Source organism: Streptomyces sp. NBC_00647, assembly GCF_045207245.1.
Lineage (GTDB): Bacteria > Actinomycetota > Actinomycetes > Streptomycetales > Streptomycetaceae > Streptomyces.
Window position 1 is genome coordinate 9,379,747 of the sequence record NZ_CP109040.1, and the last position, 16,149, is coordinate 9,395,895.

At 72.0% G+C, this 16,149-nt stretch carries 9 protein-coding genes and 2 pseudogenes; 6 read left to right on the forward strand and 5 right to left on the reverse strand.

The features are described 5' to 3' along the window. The first annotated feature begins 130 nt into the window (after positions 1 to 130). A complete protein-coding gene (locus tag OG788_RS41215) occupies positions 131 to 2,926 on the forward strand; it encodes a hypothetical protein (protein WP_406376034.1) in 2,796 nt (931 codons plus the stop codon). 88 nt (positions 2,927 to 3,014) lie between these two features. Here the strand turns inward: OG788_RS41215 and OG788_RS41220 are convergent, their stop codons facing one another. The 3 genes from OG788_RS41220 to OG788_RS41230 form a co-directional block, all read right to left on the reverse strand. Beyond that, on the reverse strand, positions 3,015 to 3,272 hold the full coding sequence (locus OG788_RS41220; protein ID WP_406376035.1) for a hypothetical protein: 258 nt from the start codon (positions 3,270 to 3,272) through the stop codon (positions 3,015 to 3,017). A 238-nt stretch (positions 3,273 to 3,510) separates the two neighbouring features. After that, positions 3,511 to 4,389, reverse strand: coding sequence for a class I SAM-dependent methyltransferase (locus tag OG788_RS41225; RefSeq protein WP_406376036.1), 879 nt, complete (start codon positions 4,387 to 4,389; stop codon positions 3,511 to 3,513). A gap of 195 nt (positions 4,390 to 4,584) precedes the next feature. Beyond that, positions 4,585 to 5,178: a helix-turn-helix domain-containing protein gene (locus tag OG788_RS41230; protein ID WP_406376037.1), complete on the reverse strand. Its 594-nt coding sequence runs from the start codon at positions 5,176 to 5,178 to the stop codon at positions 4,585 to 4,587. A gap of 368 nt (positions 5,179 to 5,546) precedes the next feature. Here OG788_RS41230 and OG788_RS41235 point away from each other — a divergent pair. Then, positions 5,547 to 7,128, forward strand: a pseudogene (locus OG788_RS41235) (MFS transporter). A 21-nt stretch (positions 7,129 to 7,149) separates the two neighbouring features. Here OG788_RS41235 and OG788_RS41240 read toward each other — a convergent pair. Then, positions 7,150 to 7,980 carry an aldo/keto reductase gene (locus OG788_RS41240; protein ID WP_406376038.1) on the reverse strand — a complete coding sequence of 277 codons (831 nt, stop codon included), beginning with the start codon at positions 7,978 to 7,980 and terminating at the stop codon, positions 7,150 to 7,152. Positions 7,981 to 8,333: 353 nt separating this feature from the next. Continuing rightward, positions 8,334 to 9,491 (reverse strand): S1 family peptidase, encoded by a 1,158-nt coding sequence (locus OG788_RS41245; protein ID WP_406376039.1) that lies wholly within the window; start codon positions 9,489 to 9,491, stop codon positions 8,334 to 8,336. Positions 9,492 to 9,915: 424 nt separating this feature from the next. On the opposite strand from OG788_RS41245, the gene OG788_RS41250 reads away from it, so the two are divergent. The 4 genes and pseudogenes from OG788_RS41250 (at position 9,916) to OG788_RS41265 (ending at position 16,111) form a co-directional block, all read left to right on the forward strand. Continuing rightward, positions 9,916 to 11,118 carry a serine/threonine-protein kinase gene (locus OG788_RS41250; RefSeq protein WP_406376040.1) on the forward strand — a complete coding sequence of 401 codons (1,203 nt, stop codon included), beginning with the start codon at positions 9,916 to 9,918 and terminating at the stop codon, positions 11,116 to 11,118. A gap of 592 nt (positions 11,119 to 11,710) precedes the next feature. After that, on the forward strand, positions 11,711 to 13,438 hold the full coding sequence (locus tag OG788_RS41255) for a hypothetical protein (RefSeq protein ID WP_406376041.1): 1,728 nt from the start codon (positions 11,711 to 11,713) through the stop codon (positions 13,436 to 13,438). Positions 13,439 to 13,454: 16 nt separating this feature from the next. Next, positions 13,455 to 13,637 (forward strand): annotated as a pseudogene (locus OG788_RS41260) (beta-1,3-glucanase family protein); the annotation flags it as partial. A gap of 380 nt (positions 13,638 to 14,017) precedes the next feature. Beyond that, a complete protein-coding gene (locus tag OG788_RS41265) occupies positions 14,018 to 16,111 on the forward strand; it encodes a SpoIIE family protein phosphatase (protein WP_406376042.1) in 2,094 nt (697 codons plus the stop codon). The last annotated feature ends 38 nt before the right edge of the window (positions 16,112 to 16,149 follow it).

The window sequence follows — 16,149 nt, forward strand, 5'->3', positions numbered from 1 at the left end:
TAGTTGACCGAAGATACGCCGGTGACATGAGGCAACCCATCGGCCTCGCTTTCCGTCCTCGTGGGACGGGGAGAGCGCTTCGGGACCAACGGGGCGACGGGGGTGCAGGCCGACCATGAGGAGAAGAACCTTGTTCCGTGTCCGGCGCATAGGGGTCGTCGCTGCGGTGTTGCTCGCAGCGGTCGCAGGATCGCCAGGATCGACCCAGGCAGAGGACGCCACAGCCGGTTCCGCGCGATCCGCGGGACCCGGGTCCTCGGACACCGACAGCGGTGCACCGGCCGGCTGGACCATCACCGGCGAGGGAGCGGCGCGACAGCTGGTCTGGCGCTCGGACGCACCGGTGCCCGTCACCGATTCCGGCGTCGCGTTCTATTCCGGGGACCGTCTCCTGGGCCGGCCCGTCGGCGCGCCGGACGGCCGCTCCTTCCGGCTCCCGCTCGGCGCGGCACCCCTCGGGGACCCCTCGGAGCTCCAGGTACGGGCCGGCGGACGGCGCCTGGACGCGGCGGGCGCCGAGCAGGACCCGCCCTCCGGGCAGCGGCCCGGAGTCACCGCCCAGCCCGTGACCCGCCTTCCCGCCAACGCGGTCGACCCGGGGAAGCCGGGCACCTACCGGACGGCCACCGGTGACTACGCGCTCGCCGCCGTGCGCCTGCCCGGCTTCTCCGCGCCCGTGGAGATGCGCGCCGTGGTGGTCGCGCCCACGAACGCCACGGGACACCGTCCGCTGGCACTGTTCCTGCACGGCCGCCACGCCACCTGCTACACCGGTCACGGCGACCAGGCCGGCGGCGAATGGCCCTGCCCCGCGGGCTCGAAACCGATCCCGAGCCACAAGGGCTACCTCAGGGCCCAGAAGCTGCTGGCCTCGCAGGGATACGTGACCGTGTCCATCTCCGCCAACGGCATCAATGGACAGGACTACGCGGCGGAGGACGGCGGCGCGCAGGCCCGGTCGTCCCTGGTGCGACAGCACTTGGCCCGCTGGGCGGACTGGGTGGCGCACCCGGCCTCCGCGCCCGCGATCGTGCGACGGGCGGCGCCCGCCGACCTGTCGCGCGTCCTGCTCGTCGGCCACTCGCGCGGCGGCGAGGGCGTGAACCGGGCCGCCATGGACAGCCTGTACGCCGCCCCCGCCGACCAGGACGGCTACCGCGGCCCCGTGCGCTGGCACATCCGCGGCACCGTGCTCATCGGCCCCACCATCTTCGGACAGAACCCGACCCCCGACGTGCCGTCGGCGACGATCCTGCCCGGCTGCGACGGCGACGTGTCCGACCTCCAGGGCCAGATGTACGTGGACGCGACACGCGGTGTCAGCCGTGGCGCCGCCCTGCACAGCGCCGTCTACGTGGTCGGCGCCAACCACAACTTCTTCAACAGCGAATGGACGCCGGGGCAGGCCCAGGCACCGGCGGACGACGACTTCTGGACCGGGGACACCCGGGACCGGGTCTGCTCGCCGGGCACCGCGACCAGGCTGACGGCCCGTCAGCAGCAGGCCGTCGGCGCGACCTACATCGCCGCCGCCGCGCGACTGTTCGTGGCCGGTGACGACCGCGTACGACCGCTGCTCGACGGTTCGGGGCGACGCGCGCCCTCCGCCGGCCCGGCACGCGTTCTCACCCACGCCGTCGGCGCACGCCGCACTCCGGCCTTCCTGCCCGACGGACCGGTCTCCGTCGAAGGCGGCCGGCTGTGCGCCGAGGTGGACGACGACGACTCCACGGCCTGCCTCAACTCCGGCGCGAAGGGCCTCTCGCCGCACTTCGCCCCTTGGGAGACATCGAAGGAGCCGGGCCGGCGCGCCGTGGCCCTGCGCTGGACGGCGCCCGGTTCCACGGTCCGGGTCCGCTCGGCGACGCCGGTCTCGGTCGCTGGGGCCAAGAGCCTCGCACTGCGCCTGATCGTTCCGCCGAACACCAGGGACACCCGGTTCGACGTCGCCCTCACCGACGCGTCCGGCCACCGGGCGACCCTGGGGCGCGTCCACCTCGACGGCCTGCCCGGAACCGGGCGCACCGCCTCCCACTGGGGCCAGGAGGTCCGGATACCTCTGAGCTTCGCCACCCGGGCGCGCATCGACACGCACCGCGTGACGGCCCTGGAGATCGTCCCGCGCACGTCGTCCGGGCAGGCGTGGCTCATCGACGCCTGGGGATGGCGCCCCGGTACCCCCGCCGTCCGGTCCGCCGCACTGCCGCGCGTCGACATCGGGCGGCTGACCGTCAAGGAGGGCGACACGGGTGTCCGGACCTACCACGTGCCGGTGAAGGTCTCCGGGCACGGGAGCGGCAGGGTCCGCCTGTTCGTCGCGGACCCGGTCACCGGCCGGACCACCTCGCGTGAGGTGACCGTAGGACCCGGCGGCGACATCCCGGACGTGAAGGTCGAGGTCCGGGGCGACACACGGTTCGGCTACGACATGTCGCACGACGTCTTCGTGAAGGCGGTCCAGGGTGCGGTGATCGGCGCTCATCGTGGCGGGGTCACCGCGCGGAACGACGATCCCATGCCCACCCTCAAGGTGACCCCGGCCTCCGCCCGGGCCGCCGAGGGCGGGAACCTGACCTGGCGCGTGTCCCTGTCCGCGGCGGCCGACGCGGACATCCAGGCCGGCGTCGCCGTCCTGCCGGTGACCAGCGGCGCCGAACTGTCCACCACCGACGTCGATCCCCAGTGGCTGCGGGAGAACTCCGGCGAGGCACCCCGGCCGTCACGGCCACTGTCCCAGCTGAGAGGACTCAGCCTCTTCGTCGATGTCCGGCCCGGCGAAACGGGAGCCGAGATCACCATCCCCACGATCACGGACACGGTGACCGAGCCGGAGGAGAAGGTACGGCTGCGCCTGACCGTCTACGACGAGACCGGTGAGTCGCACGACGGACCGAAGTTCACCGGTACGGTGCACGACCCCTCGTAGGCCCGGCACCTCCCCGCGCGCCGACCGGCCCCGGACCCAAGAGACCGGGCCCCCGGCCGGTCGGCGCGCGGGAAGACATCCCGGTCGCCTACTTCTCGTCGAAGACGAGGTCCTCCGAAGGGCGGTTGAGCCGCACGGTGTCGCCGTTCGTGACCTCCACGACCGTGTCGAAGCCGGTCCACTGCCCGGTGGACAGGACGAACAGCCGGTCCTCGCGCTGTTCCAGGTAGGGACGGAAGCCCTCCAGGGACGGGTCGCCGTCGTTGAGCTGGAAGTAGTCCGCCAGACGACAGCAGAGCTTGGGCAGCAGCACCGCGGAGTCGGTCGGCGTGAGCCGCCCCTCCACCTTCGCCCCGCTCTGCGTCTGGTCGGCCGGCCACAGCCCCCGCCCGTCCTGACGCGCCTGCCGCGCCGCCCCGGAGAGCTCCTGACGGAGGTCGACGAAAAGGTTGCGGTAGAAGGCCGGGTAGGCCAGCCCTTCGGTGAGCTGGTGGTGGTTGACGGTCTGCCGAAGGTGCTCGGTGGTGACGGTGACGAGCTCGCCACTGGCACCCGGAGCGTCCGTCCCCCGGCCCGCCCGGCGGTCAGGTGCGTCGCGCGGCCCACACCGTGCGCTCGGTGCATACCGTCAGGTCGTCGCGCCGCAGGATGCTGTGGGGGCTGTCGGTGTCGAGGAGGCCGTCGAGAGCGGTGAGGTCCTCGGCGTCCAGCGCCTGGGCGACGCCGCCGCGCAGGCGGCGGAGGCTGTTGAGCGCGTAGCGGCCCACCGCGTCCGTGTGGGGCGGGCCCATGTTCACGGTGATGGTGCGTTCGGCCTCGACGTCGAAGCCGGCGGCGGTGAGTTCGGATCCCCAGTCGGCGCCTCGGTGCGGCATCTGCTCGGCGTGGTGCCGGTCGAGTGCGGCGTGAGCGCGTTCCTCGAGACCGGGACGGTCCTCGGGGGCGTCTTCGGGCAGGAACCTGGGGAAGCCGGCCAGCTCGACGACGGCGAACAGACCGCCCGGTGCGAGCATGTCGTGGACCCGGCGCAGGGTGCGGCCGGGGTCGGCCATGTGGTGCATGGAGGCCGAGGCCCAGACCAGGTCGGGCGTGCCGAGATCGGGCCAGTCCGCGTCGAGATCGGCCTGGACGGTGTGCACCCGGTCGGCCAGGCCCGCCGTCGTGGCCTTCTCGAGCAGACGGCGCAAGTGGCTCGCCGAGCTGTCGACGGCGGTCACCTCGGCCCGGGGGAAGCGCCTGAGCAGTGCGAAGGTGCCCGCCCCTGTTCCGCACCCCAGATCCACGAGGTGACGGGGGTCGGCCTTGAGGGGCAGCCAGGCGGTGATGGAGGCGATGTGCTCGGAGAGCACTTCCGCGTCCAGGTCGAGGATCTCCGCCTGACCGTCGGCGTCATGGTCCGCGCCGTGCTGATGGACCGGGTGGGCGCCGTGGTGGTGCGCCGCGGCGGAGGATGCGTGAGTCATGCGGGCCACGCTAAGTGGATCATGAGTGTGCGGCACGTGCGCTTCCCGAAAGAGCAAGACGATGACCGCTTCGTCTGCCCGCCGCGCAAGATGTTGTCGACAGGCGACGGCGAGCGGCCGGGTGGCGACACCCGCGGCATGGGTACTTGGCGGCGAGCCACGTGCCGCACGGAGGAGCACCTGCGGCCCGCGTCTCTACGGGGCGGGACGGCTCACGTCGCCGCTGCCCTCCCCGCGCTGGTGGCTGCGGCGGGCGTCCCGGTCGAAGATGCCGAGGATCTCGCACGGCCCGCCCTCGGCGCCGATGGCATGCGGAAGCATCGTCGGGAACTCGGCGGCCTGGTTGGTCTCCACGCGAAAGCGCCGGTTGCCCAGCAGCAGGACGGCGGTGCCGGAGAGGACGACGAGCCATTCGCGGCCCGGGTGGGCGCGCATGCGCGAGGGGTTGTCGGGCGGCGGATTCGTCATGCGCTGCCGTACGACGGTCATGCCCGGGTCCGCGCGGATGGGCCACCGCATCAGCTGGTGCGCCGCGTCGATCATCGGGCTGGAGATGACGTCGTCGGTGGCGGTCTCGACCAGCTGGTCGAGGGAGGTGTCCAGGGCGCGGGCGAGGGTGACGAGCTGGTCCAGCGCGAGGCGGCGCCGACCGGTCTCGATGCGGCTGAGCGTGGACGGGCTGAGCTGGGCGCGGGTGGCCAGCTCGTCGAGGGACCAGCCCTGTGCCACGCGTAGTGCGCGGATCCGTTTGCGTACGAGGCTGTCCAGCTCGCCTTGGTCTTGCGTCATGCGCAACATCCTATGCCTGGAGCGCAAGGCATGCTTACGGTGAGTGCGCAACGACCCGCTGGCGGCCTGCTCACCGCGACGAAAGGGGCGCCCGCCGGCCTGCGGCCTCACCGCCATGACGGCGCACCTCGTCGCCGGTACGCACCACCGCACCATCACCCGCACCCGCACCGCGCGGGCACCGGGGAACGCCCGGCCCGGAAGCTTTGGAAGCCTCGGCAGTCCGCTCGTTCGGGAAGCCTCGGCAGTCCGCTCGTTCCGGACGTCCTGGTGGTCCGGTCGTCCCCGTGCGCGCAACGCAACACCCTTCCAGCCGCCGTCCGTTGGACCTGCCTTGCCTCCACGCCCTACCGAAAGGTCAGCCCCGCATGAGTACGAACCTGTCTTCGCAGGTGAGCGTCGACACCCCCGAAGCGGGCGTCGACGACCCGCGTCGGCGTCGCGTGATCCTGATCGCCGTCTGTATCGCCCTCATGGCCGTCATCGCCTCCGTGTCCGGGCTCAACGTCGCCCAGCCGGACATGGCCATCGCCTTCGACGCCTCACAGAGCACCGTTCTGTGGATCATCAACGTCTACACCATCACCCTGGCCGCACTCCTGCTGCCGCTCGGCGCGCTCGGCGACCGGTGGGGCCGCAAGCCGGTGCTGATCACCGGCCTGGCGGTCTTCGGTGTGGCGGCTGCGGCCGCCGGGCTCGCGACCTCGGCCGAGGTCATGCTCGCCGCGCGCCTGCTCAGCGGCGTCGGCGCTGCGATGATCATGCCCGTCACCCTCGCCGTCATCACCTCGACCTTCCCCGAGGGGGAACGCGGCCGGGCCATCGGCGTATGGACGGGCGTGGCCGGAGGCGGCGGTGTGCTGGGCATGTTCCTGTCGGCGGCCCTGGTGGACGTGGCGAGCTGGCGGTGGCTCTTCGTGCTGCCCGTCGCTCTCGTCGTGGTGGCGATCGTCATGGCGCTGCGTTCCGTCCCGAACTCGCGCGACGTGGCGGAGCACAGCTTCGACACCGCCGGTGCGCTGACCTCCGTCATCGCCGTGGTCGGACTCATCCTCGTTCTCCAGGAGGGTCCGGAGCGCGGCTGGACCGGACCCGTCACCCTCGTGAGTCTGTTCGTCGGCGCGATCGCCGCCGTCTGCTTCGTGGTCTGGGAACTGCGTCGGCACGCTCCCCTCCTCGACGTCCGCCTCTTCCGCGAGCGGCCTGGCCTCCGGCTCGGTGGCACTCCTCGCGGTCTTCGGGGTGCAGGCGGGGATCTTCGTGGTGCTCTTCCCCTACTTCCAGGCCGTACTGGGATGGTCCGGGCTCCTGTCCACCCTCGCCCTCATGCCCATGGCACTGCTGATGATGGCGGCCTCAGGACTCGCCCCTCGCGTGGCCGAACGTTTCGGAAGCCGCTCGACCATGGCAGCGGGAATCCTCCTGGGCGGCGCCGGCCTGGCCCTCATGGCCACCCTCGTCTCCGTCGACGGCGGCTACCTCTCCGTCCTCCCCGGCATGCTCGCCATGGGAATCGGCATGGGCCTGACGATGACGCCCTCCACCGAGGCCATCACCGGCGCCCTGCCTCGTGAACGTCAAGGTGTCGCGTCCGCACTCAACGACGTCACCCGGGAGTTCGGCACCGCGCTGGGCGTCGCGCTGCTCGGAGCGCTCCTGTCGTCCGGCTATCGCGGCGCCATCGACTCCCGGCTCGACGCTGTTCCCGAGGGCACGGCCGACACGGCCCGCGAAGGTGTCGCCAACGCCCTCGCGGTCGCCGACGAAGCAGGCCCGCACGGGCAGGCACTGATCCGAGCCGCCCAGGATGCGTTCGTGGACGGCTGGCAGCAGGCCATGTGGGCAGGAGTCGTCGTCATGGCCGTCCTGTTCGTCCACCTCCTCGCCCGCGGCCCACAGCGCCCCGCGGCGGCGACACCTCCGCGCCGGAACCCCGGCGCGGAGGCCTGACACGAGTGCCGTCGCCGAGCCTCAGAACTCCTCGTGCGTCGTCGGGTCGCCGCCGAGGCGTCGCCGCGGCCGGTCGGAGACGGCCGCCATCTCGGCGGGGGTCAACTCGAATCCGAAGAGGTCGAGGTTCTCCCGCTGCCGCCCGGCGTCGGAGGACTTGGGGATGGGGACCGCTCCGAGTTGTGTGTGCCAGCGCAGTACGACCTGGCCGGGTGTCACACCGTGTGCCTCGGCGATCTTCCCGAGCGCCGGATCGTCCAGGAGGCCGCTGCCACGGCCCAGGGGGCTCCAACTCTCCGTGACGATGCCCTTGTCGGCGTGGAAGGCACGCAACTCGTCCTGGGGGAGGTAGGGATGAAGCTCGATCTGGTTCACCGAGGGCAGCACCCCGGTCTCCCGCTCCAGCCGGGTGAGATGGTCGGCGGTGAAGTTCGAGACGCCGATCGAACGCACCAGACCGTCGTCGCGGAGCTTGATCATCGCCCTCCACGAGTCCACGTACTTGTCCACGCGCGGCAAGGGCCAGTGAATGAGGTAGAGGTCGATCCAGGAGAGACCGAGGCGCACGCGGGACTCCTCGAAGGAGGCGAGGGTCTCGTCGTAACCGTGATGCCGGCCCGGCAGTTTGGTGGTGACGACGATCTCCTCGCGAGGCACGTCGGCGCGGGCGACACCTCGTCCGGTTGCGGTCTCGTTGCGGTAGTTGGTCGCCGTGTCGACGAGTCGGTAGCCGAGGCCGAGCGCCCGGCTCACGGCTTCCTCGGCCTGCGTGTCGCCCATCGGCCAGGTGCCCAGGCCGACAGCCGGGATCTTCGTACCGTCATGGGCCGTGCGGGCCGGGATGCTGATCACGGGGGAGCCTTTCCGAATCTGCCGGGGGTACATCCCCATCGTGCACGGCTGTCGCCGTCGTGGCGACGCGGGCGCGCGCCGGCACAGGTGCAGGAACGGAGCGGCGGGAGGGTGACCGGGTTCGGAGGGGCGCCGCGGAGGGGTGCGACAGGCTCTCGGCGAACGGTAGGCCGGATGCCTGACGACCTCCGGAATTCCGTGGGATGTCCGTGCCGCGTTTCGTGCGGATGTCCGTGTCGCGTTTCGTGCGAAGGCCCGTCACCTCCGGTGGCGGGCCTTCGCCTTGCTCGGGAAGCGGCCGAGCGGCCGCTGTACCGGCCCGCTTCAAGCGGCCGGAGCCCGGTGCGGTCGGGTCACGCGGTGTGGAGTGTGAGCCCGTAGCGGCTGAGGATCTCGTTCACGGGCTGGTACCAGGTCTCGCCCCCGCTGCTGCAGTTGCCCCAGCCTCCGGACGTGACGCCCTGTGCCTGGTCGCCGCTGATGAACGAGCCGCCCGAGTCACCGGGTTCGGCGCAGACGCTCGTCTTGGTCATCTGGTGCACCGCGCCCTGGCTGTAGTTGACGGTCTCGTTCTTCGCGAGGACGTTGCCGCAGTGCCAGTGCGAGGTCGAGCCGGAGCGGCAGATCGACGCTCCGATCGGGGCCTCGCGCGAGCCGCGGACGAGCTGGTCGGAGACGGTGCCCCAGCCCAGGACGACGGGAACCGTCCACCAGCCGCTGCCCACGTTGACCCAGGCGTAGTCGTTGTCCGGGAACGAGGAGCCCTGGAAGTTGCCGATGTAGCTGCCGTCCCAGCCGCTGACGCCCGCGCTCGGGCGGCCGCAGTGGCCCGCCGTGACGAAGCCGCCGTACACGGAGAAGCCTATGGAGCAGCGGACGTTGCCGGTGTAGTAGGGATCGCCGCCCACCGTGCCCGCCGCGAAGGTGCTCGGGGCCTTGTCGGTCCCCCGCACGGTGACGGGGCCGGAGGCACCGGCACGGGCGAGGAAGTCTTGGACATCGTTGTCATCCTTGTGTGCGGAGACCACGCTGATGACGACCGTGCTGGACTTGGGGTCGACGTGCCAACTGCCCACCCCGGCCGGTGCGTCGAGCGCGTCGATGCGCGCCATGGTGGCGTCGAGCTGCTTCTCGCTGTGCTCGACGAGCGTGACCCGGGCGCCGGTCGCCTCCACGGCCTCGCGCGAGGCCGCCCTGGTGAGGGCGACGACGAGCCGGCCGCTCTTCGCGTCGAACCAGGAGCCGCCGTACGAGGTGCCGGCCACGCGCCGGGCGGCGCGCTCGACGCCGCGTGCCGCTGTCTCGTCGGCGAGCCTGGCGGTCGCCTGTTCCTTGGTGAGGCCGAAGTCCTTCTGCATGGCCGCGATCAGCGCCGACGAGGCGGGTGCCCGGTGCCTCGGGGTCGCGGTGAGGGGGGCGTCGTCGGCCTGGGCCTGGGTGAGGCCGGCGGCCGCGGCGGTGACGAGTAGGGCCGCCGAGACGGCGGCACGCAGAACTGCAGTGCTTCTCAAGGGAGTTGCCTTTCGTCGATCCGATGGTCGGTGAGTGGGGCGAAGGGCAGGAGAGAGCGCTCTCAGAGTTGCGTGAACGAGGGTAGTGGGTACCGGTAGACAGGTCCATGCCAATGCGCGCCCGCTCTCTCGGCGTTCTTCGGGGAGCGCGGAGGCGGGTTCGGGGCCGTTCGGGAGTCCTCGCTCGGCACACGTCCGAGCGAGAGGCCGGAATCGTCCGCCGCGTTCGTTTCCGTACGTCCTGGTGGGAGGTCTCTCGACCGGCCTTCGGTGTCACATTCGGTCAGCGTCCGGTGTCACTCCGATCGCTTCTCCGCGATCTTGAGGCCGAGGGTGAACAGCGTCTGATCACCGCCGTGTTGGCAGTAGGCTCAACCTGCTGCGGCGCCCCGATGATCACTCCTGCTCGGTAGGGCATTGACCCGTGGCGATCGACGAATCCCAACAGCGTGAGGACGAAGCACAAGTGCTGATAGCGGGGCGGTATCGGCTGCACACCACTCTCGGGCGGGGCGCGATGGGGGAGGTGTGGCGGGCGCACGACGAGATGATCGGCCGGTCCGTGGCCGTGAAGCTGCTCCTCTCCCAGGACGCCGACCCGACCGCCGCGGCCCGGTTCCGTCTGGAGGCGCAGACCGCGGGCCTGTTGAACCACCCTCATGTGGTCGGAGTCCTGGACTTCGGGGCGTACGAGAACCGGCTCTTCCTCGTGATGGAGCTGGTCGAGGGCGACAGCCTCGCCCATGTCCTCGCCACCGCCGGGACGCTGCCCGCCGAGCAGGTTGCCCGGATCGCGGCCCAGGCCGCCGCGGGACTCGCAGCCGCCCATCAGCAAGGCATCGTGCACCGGGACATCAAGCCGGGCAACCTGATGCTGGACGCCCAAGGGAGCGTCAAGATCGGCGACTTCGGGATCGCCCGCTTCCTGGACGACCCGGCGGGCGGTCTCACCGCCACCGGCCAGATCGTCGGCACCAGCCTGTACCTGGCCCCCGAGCGGGCCCTGGGCAAGACCGCCGGGCCGCCGTCCGACATGTACTCCCTCGGCTGCGTCCTGTACCAACTCCTCACCGGTCGGCCGCCGTTCCAGGCCAACAGCCCCGTCGCGGTCCTCCATCACCACCTCGACACCGCGCCCACCCCGCCCCGGGAACTCGGCGCCGACCTGCCGCCCGCCTTCGAGAACCACCTCCTCGGCCTTCTCGCCAAGCAGCCCGAAGACCGGCCCACCGCCGTCCAGGCGGCCGCCTGGTACGGCGCGGGTGCCTGGCAGGGGCGTCCCGAGCCGCTGCCGCCGACGGTGCCGGAACCCAGACGCCACCGGCAGGACCTCAGAGCCGCCGGCCCCGCGACCACATACGCCCTGCCGTCGGTGTCACGGGACACCTCCGGAGGCCACCGGTCACGCCGACGCCGGCGTCCGGGAGTCGGCGAGCTCCTCGGCAACCGGTCGCGAGCGGTGGGCGCGGCCGCCGGAGTGGTGGTCTTCTTGCTGGCGGTGCTCGTGGGCGTGGCGTGGTTCTCGCCCGACAGCAGCTCCGCGGAGACGCCGGAGCCCGGCGCGACCGGCACGGTGAGCACAACTCCCGCGGCGACGGCACCGAACGGTTCCCCCGCGGGTTCGTGACCGGCGGGACGGCCGGTGCGGGCGGCGGCGCGCGCCGCCGCTGAGTTCCGTCACAACTCCCACATATTTATGCGGTGTTGACGGTTCTGGCGCATGTGGGACAGGCGCTTTGGTGCCACCGTCCGCTGTTCCCTCCGCAGGTCCGGGGCCGATGGAAAGCGCTCCATGACCTCCCGCATACCTCCCCGCCGGAGTCGCCGTAAGGCACTCGCGGCGGCGTTCGCACCGAGACCGTCGGCAACGACCTCTACGTCTTCCCGGACGGGGTGCTGCCCAACCTGGCCGCGAACCGCCTCGACCGGCGCCTGTTCGATGTCACCGCCCTGGTCGAGCAGGGTTACGACGACGCCCACAGCGACGGCATCCCGCTGATCCGTCCCTGGACGACATCCGCCTCATGGTACGGCCGCCCATGGACGGCCGCAGAGGGACACGGGCAGGTCTACGTGACCCCTGTCTCGGGCCCGCGCCGGTGCTCGGATCGCGCGGACCGGCCGACCGCACGCCCCCTCCTCCCGCGTCCGGGACGTCCGGGCAACCAGGAAAGGCGCTCGTTCGTCCTCTGGTTGACGATCCCGGAGGGGAGACGCGGATGGGACTGGTACGCACCCTGCTGCCGGCGTCGCGGGCGGCGGCCCGGCTGAGCGCGAGCCATGGGCGGCGACTGCACGGCGCCGCGTTGATGCGCTGCCTCACCCCCGACTGGGTGCTGCTGCGACCGCCGCCGCCCCACCGCCGGCTGGCCTGGGCAGAGGAGGCGGTGGCCGTGTACCGGGCACTGGCCGAGCGGAAGGACCCGCGTCCCGAACACCGGGACCTCCTGGCCCGCGGTCTGACCCAGCACGCGTCCGCGCTGCTGCTCGTCGGCCGCTGTGAACAGGCGCTCACGTCGATGGACGTGTCCGTGGCCGTACCGGGCGCGCGGTGGTCGCCGGCACAGCGGGCCTTCCTGTCGCACCTTCGGGCGCAGGCCCTGTTCGGTCTGGGACGGCTGGACGAAGCGCTGGACTCGGCGGCGCAGTGTGTGGCGGCGTACCGGCGTCCGCTCCCCGGGCGCCGGGAGCGGGCGCCGGGTGGACTGCCGGGTGCGTTGCGCACCCACGCGCTGGTGCTGAGCGCCCTGGACCGCAGGGAGGAGTCCGTGGCCGTCTACGAGGAGTGCGCCGGACTGCTGCGGGCGATGTCGCTGCGGGAGTCGGGACGCGTGATGCTCGTACGGGCGCGCGTCCTGAGCGAACTGACCACGGGAATGAGGGCATTGGGCCGCTACGAGGAGGCGCTGTCCGTCGGCCGGGAGGCGCGTGATGCCGCCGATCCGATCCTCGCCTGGGCCGCGCCCGACGCGGTACGGCCCTTGCGCGTCAGGCTCCTTGAGGACCTCGCCCGTTGTCTGGAGGCCACCGGCGACCTGACGGCGGCGCGGACGACGGCCGAGGAAGCCGTCGCCGAGGCCCGGACCCTGACGGTCCGGAACCGGGCGGTGCGGGAGGCGTGGCTGGGCGTCACGCTCGACTGCCTTGCCGATCAGCTCCGTGAACTGGGCTCACGATCGCAGGAGTTGACGGCACGTCAGGAGGCGGTCGATCTGTACACCGCGCTCGCCGTCGAGCGACCGGACGTCTACGACCCCCTCCTCGCCACCTGCCTCGAGCGGCTGGCCGACTGTCACGGGGCGGCGGGTGACCGTCGTGCCGAACTGCGGGCGACCGAGCTCGGCGTGGCCGCGTACCGGCGTGCCGCGGACCTCGACCCGGCCGCGCACGAACCGCAACTCGCCCGGGCGCTGGCGGACTCGAGTCTGTGCCGACAGGGTGACGGGGACCTCGACGGTGCGATCGGGGACGCCCGGGAGGCGGTCGCCCTCACGCGCCGGCTGGCCGAGTCCGACTGGAGGGCCCACCACGCCCTGACGGCCCGCCGTCTCAGGGTGCTCGGCCGCGCCCTGTCCCGCGGCGGAGACCACGGGGAGTCCGTCGCCTGCTATGTGGAGTCGGAGTCCATCCTGGTCGGCGAGTCGGCAGGTCCCGAAGCCGACAGACTCGCCTCCGCCCTGGCCGCCACGCGTTCCGGTCTCGCCCGGGCGCTCGACGCGGCGGCCCGCGCCCATCTGGCCGACGGCCGTTCCGCCGACGCGGTCACCGCACTGCGCTCCCTGCTGGCGCTCAGCCGCCGCACCGGGCAGACGTACGTCCACGCCCGCTGTGTCAGCGCCTTCGCCCATGCCCGCGCGGAGCACCGGGACGCGATCGTGCACGCCTGGGAACGAGCGACCGGGGAGGGCTTCCCCACGTTCGTGTACCGCTTCTCCGGGGGTGAGTGAGCGGCGATCGCCTGCCCCCCAACCGGCCGCGGTCGCAGACGAGTTCTACCGGACCGACTCCACCAACCACTGCTCCAAGGCCTCCACGCGGCCACCGAGGACGGCAAGGCCTCGGGCTTCGCCTTCGACGACGTCGCCGACTTCGCCTCCTTGATCCAGTACACGGCGCACGGAGCTTCGCCTGACACTGACGCCCTTCCAGAGCCGCACCCCGTCCGCGGCACGCGGCTGCCGGGAGGGGCGACGGAACAGCACGCCGTCCCGCTCCTCCGGCGGCCGTCCCGCCCGCCCGCCGCGGTCACGGTCGGGCCGGGCTCGTCACCCTCCGCGACCGAGCGGACGAGGCAGCGGCCTCGGGGCCGTCACCTCGCTTCTCTCGGCGCCCCGCGGGATCCGGGATCAGGGATCTGGGCGGGGCCGGGCCGGCGGACGGAGAACCCTGTGCGGCGGTGGATCCGTTCGTTTCAGCAGGGGGAATCGACGCACGCCGTCACTCCGGTCGCGCGGTGGTACCGAACGAATATGGTGGAACCCTGACAAATCAGAATGTATAGGTGGGTAACGGTCTACGGAAGTGTCATGGATGGATCGCTGGGCGGACATGGCCGACCGGGTTCGGAGCTGGACGACGCCGTTATCGGCGCTCTCTTCTCCGAGTCCCCTATAGGCCTTCATGTCCTGGACCCGCAGCTGCGGCTGGTGCGCTTCAACACGGCGGCCCGCTTCGTCCGGGCGTTCGCCCTGGAGGAGGCCCTGGGCCGTCACCCGAGGGAATGGGCGGGTGATTTCTACACGGGCGCCTACGAGGAGACGATGCTCGAGGTGCTGGACACCGGTGTGCCCGCCCTGGACGTGGAGGTGCGGGGCCATCTGAGTCCCGACGCGCCCGAGATCGTGCTGTCGGTGTCCTGCTTCCGGCTGGAGGACGCCGCGGGGGGCGTTCTGGGGCTGGCGACGGCGGTCGTGGACATCACCGAGCGGCAGCGTGCGCGGGCGCGCCTGACCCTGCTGGAGCGGGCGAGCGGACGCATCGGAACGACGCTGGACATCTTCCGTACCGCGCAGGAGTTCGCCGACGAGATGGTGCCCGCGTTGGGCGACGCGGTGGTGGTCGAGGTTCTGGACTCCGTCCTGCGGGGCGAGGTCTCCGCGCCGGGGACCGTCATGGAGCACGGGGCTCTGCGCTGCACGGGCCGTCGGTCCGTGCTCCCGGAGGCCGAGCGGAGTCTTCCCTCCATCGGTGAGGCGATCGGTCTGTCCGCGGCGACCCCCTTCGCCCAGAGTCTGTCCGACCTGCGCCCCCGCGTCGTCCCGTACCTGACCTCGGACGCCGACTGGCTGGCCCGGGAGCCGGTGCGGGGGCGCCGCATGGTCGAAGCGGGGGCGCATTCGCTGCTGGTGCTGCCCCTGGCCGCCCGAGGCTCCGTGGTCGGGGTGGCGCACTGCTACCGGGCTCGCACCGCGCATCCCTTCGACGACGGCGAGCTCGCGCTGGCGGGCGAGCTCGCCGAGCGCGTGGCCCTGTGCCTGGACAACGCCCGGCTGTACACCAGGGAGCGATCGGCCGCCCGCATCCTCCAGCTCAGTCTGCGACCGGCCCGGGTAGCCGGTCACGCTGCGGTGGAGACCGCCTACAGCTATTGCCCGCTCGGGGCCGGCGGGGACTGGTTCGACGTGATCCCCCTGTCCGGGGCGCGGGTCGCCCTGGTGACGGGTGACACGGCGGGCCGGGGTCTCCGGGCCGCCGCCACCATGGGAGAGGTGAGGGCGGCGATCAGCGCGCTGGCCGTTCTCGACCTGGCACCCGACGAGGTAATGGAACGGCTGCACGCCCTGGTGACCCGCCTGCGCGGGGAGCGGCCTCAGCTGCAGGAGGCCGCGGCCGACGACGAACCGCAGAACACCACGTGTCTCTACATCGTCTACAGCCCCATCACCCGCCGCTGCTCCGTGGCGAGCGCCGGACATCCGCCTCCGGTGCTGGCGCTGCCCGACGGGACCGCCGAGTACGCCGTGGTGCCCACCGGGCCGCCGCTCGGCCGTGGTCTGGCGAAGTACGGCACGGCCGAGTTCGAGCTGGCGGAGGGCAGCACTCTCCTGCTGTCCAACACCGCCATGCTGCGTGCCGTCTCGGAGGACCCGGAGGAGCAGTTGGCCCGCATCTGTGATGCGTTGCTGCCGGCCGACCGCCCGCTGCAGGAGATCTGCGACGAGGTGCTCTACAAGCTGACGCCCGAGCATGTGGAGAACGACGCCGTCCTGCTGCTGGCCCGGACCCGTGCCCTCGGTCCGGACCGGGTCGGATCGTGGACGGTGACCAACCACCCCGCGGCCGTCTCCGAGGCGCGCGCCCGCGTCGAGCGCCAACTGGCGTCCTGGGGACTGGAACAGCACTCCTTCACCACCACCCTGGTGGTCAGCGAGCTCGTCACCAACGCGGTCAGGTACTCGGACGGCCCCATCGAGGTGCGTCTCATCCTCGAAGACACCGCCATCGTCTGTGAGGTGACCGACGACAGCAGCACGGCACCGCATCTCCGGCACGCCGAAGAGGTCGACGAGGGCGGCCGGGGCCTCTACCTCACCTGGCAGGTCAGCCGGCGTTGGGGGACCCGGCCCGAGGCTCGCGGAAAGACGATCTGGGCCGAGATCTCCCTTTCCGGGGAGGACTGAGAGCGCCCCGGGCCGTGTGCGGGCCCGCGCGCCGCGGG

Coding starts and splice junctions, on each gene's coding strand:
- OG788_RS41230 (WP_406376037.1), bottom strand. CDS start 5,178: ATGACGCAAGACCAAGGCGAGCTGGACAGCCTCGTACGCAAACGGATC.
- OG788_RS41265 (WP_406376042.1), top strand. CDS start 14,018: ATGGATGGATCGCTGGGCGGACATGGCCGACCGGGTTCGGAGCTGGAC.
- OG788_RS41255 (WP_406376041.1), top strand. CDS start 11,711: ATGGGACTGGTACGCACCCTGCTGCCGGCGTCGCGGGCGGCGGCCCGG.
- OG788_RS41225 (WP_406376036.1), bottom strand. CDS start 4,389: ATGACTCACGCATCCTCCGCCGCGGCGCACCACCACGGCGCCCACCCG.